At 69.1% G+C, this 2,086-nt stretch carries 2 protein-coding genes and 2 pseudogenes; 2 read left to right on the top strand and 2 right to left on the bottom strand.

The window, feature by feature from the left end; translation table 11 throughout:
• Both A3CQ_RS56230 and A3CQ_RS0144435 read right to left on the bottom strand, forming a co-directional pair.
• Positions 1–281 (bottom strand): annotated as a pseudogene (locus tag A3CQ_RS56230) (Fe-S oxidoreductase); the annotation flags it as partial.
• Positions 282–472: 191 nt separating this feature from the next.
• Positions 473–736 (bottom strand): cell division protein CrgA, encoded by a 264-nt coding sequence (locus tag A3CQ_RS0144435; protein WP_020517434.1) that lies wholly within the window; start codon positions 734–736, stop codon positions 473–475.
• Positions 737–932: 196 nt separating this feature from the next.
• On the opposite strand from A3CQ_RS0144435, the gene A3CQ_RS0144430 reads away from it, so the two are divergent.
• Both A3CQ_RS0144430 and A3CQ_RS62360 read left to right on the top strand, forming a co-directional pair.
• Complete coding sequence (locus A3CQ_RS0144430; RefSeq protein WP_020517433.1) at positions 933–1,739, top strand: DUF881 domain-containing protein; 807 nt, start codon at positions 933–935, stop codon at positions 1,737–1,739.
• A pseudogene (locus tag A3CQ_RS62360) lies at positions 1,739–2,086 on the top strand (hypothetical protein); the annotation flags it as partial. The gene A3CQ_RS0144430 and the pseudogene A3CQ_RS62360, both read left to right, overlap by 1 nt.

The raw sequence follows: 2,086 nt of genomic DNA, 5'->3' as shown, positions 1-2,086 counted from the left end.
TCGAAGTACGCCTCCACGACCAGCAGGAACAGGATCATGAAGGAGACCATCACGAACCAGTGCGCCGCGCCGATGTAGCCCCACTTGAGCATCCGGGTGTGACCGAGCGTCTCGGTCAGCATCTTCCTCGTCCGCACGCCCTTGTCGGCGAAACGCTCCGGGGCCGGCTGACCCTGACGGATCACCGCGGTGATCGTCAGAACGGCACGCACCGCCAGCACAACGGCCGTGATCGTCACGGCGCCGGCCAGGACGGTGGCGACTATCTGCGCGATCCCCATCTGCGGTCCTCCTCGGTCGGCTGCCTATGTTACCCATGAGTAATAGACGGCCTCGCGCCGCGGGTCAAGTTTGCACTGTCAGTGCACATTCTTGACAAGACCGAAGCGCGCAAAGCGCACTCCGCATCCAGCGCGGAGTGCGCTAAAACAGACGAAGATCACATTACCCGGCGGAAGCGGGCATCGCGGGCTTAACGCCAGCGGGACAGGATGCCCAGCGATGCCACCATGCAGCCGAAACCGATCGCGAGGTTCCAGTACGACCAGGACTCCACCGGCCAGCGCTGCGAGGACAGGTAGTAAACGACCAGCCAGGCGATGCCCACCACGATCAGGGCTACCGCGGTGACGGGCAACCAGGTCGGGCTCGGCTTCTTGGACGCCGCGGCTGCCGCCGGTCGGACATCCGTCGGCGGCGTGTAGACCTTCTTCTTGCGAACCTGAGACTTCGGCACGGTGCTCTCCTGAAGGGCAACAAGTGGTGAACAACCCACCGCTGAGCGGCTCGGGAGTGCCCGAATGCTGCCCGTGGCGAATACTGTTCGACCGCTAGCGTAGTCAAGGCGGCGCGCAGACCGGCACCCGCCGGGCGAGGAAAATGTCCGGAGCGGCATTTCGGGAGGCAGTTGCCTCTCTGGAGGGGATGGGTAAGTGGAGTACACGACCGGCGCGCCGTCGTGGCGGCTCGTGTTGCGGCGTGCTCTCGGCGGGCTGCGTCCCCGCAAGAGAGGCCTGCGCGGCCGGTGGACGGTCGGGGTGCCGCTGATCGCGCTCGCCGCCGGATTGCTCTTCACGACCTCGGCCCGCACCGCCGACGGCACCCAGCTGCGCGACGACCGCCGACCGCAGCTCGCCCAGCTGATCGCCGACAAGCGCACCCGGCTCGACGCCCGGGAGAAGACGGCCGCCAAGCTGCGCGCCGAGGTCGACCAGGACACGGCCCGCCTGGCCGAGGTCGACCAGCCGGTCAAGGAGGCGCGCGAGCGGGCCGACGCGATGCGCGCCGCGGCCGGCTTCACGGCCCTGCGCGGGCCCGGTCTGACCGTCGTCCTCAACGACTCCCCCCGCCGGGGCGCCGACCTCGGCCCAAACGCCCCCGACAACGACGATCTCGTCGTCCATCAGGGTGACGTCCAGGCCGTCGTCAACGCTCTCTGGGCCGGTGGAGCCGAGGCAATGTCGATCATGGATGTCCGCGTCATCTCGACCAGCGCGGTACGCTGTGTCGGCAACACGCTGCTACTACACGGCCAGGTCTTCTCACCGCCATTCAAGATCACTGCGATTGGCGAACCCACAGCGATGCATCGCGCGTTGGATTCCGCGGAGGGAGTCCAGCAGTTCAGGGATGCGGTCGCTGACTTCGGACTCGGCTACTCGGAGACTGTGGAGAGGAACGTGACGGTGCGGGCGTACGACGGGTCGAGCGACCTCCGATCCGCTCGGGTTGCCGACTGATGGCCGACCCGGACAACAACTCCGGGCGGCACCGCGCTCCCGACGGTGACGCCCAGACGGCGTACATCCCCCGGATCACCGACGCCTCCCCTGACGGCGTCCCCGGCGGCCCACTCGCGCCCCCGGTCGGCCTAGGCAGCCCAGCCGCCGCACCGCAGGCCCAGGGACGCCCCACACCACCGCCGCAGACCCAAGCCCGCCCCACACCACCGTCGCAGGACCAGACCCAGCCCCTGCCGCCGCGCGCCCAGACCCAGGCCGGCCCACCAGCCCAGGCCCAGCCCCTGCCCCCGCGAGCCCAGGTCAGCCCACCGGCCCAGCCTCTGCCGCCCCGGGCGCAAGCCCAG

Origin of the sequence: Paractinoplanes globisporus DSM 43857, from assembly GCF_000379645.1 — a bacterium.
GTDB classification, from domain to species: domain Bacteria; phylum Actinomycetota; class Actinomycetes; order Mycobacteriales; family Micromonosporaceae; genus Actinoplanes; species Actinoplanes globisporus.
The sequence above is the reverse complement of the archived record's forward strand: the minus strand, read 5'-3'. Positions and strand labels throughout refer to the sequence as shown.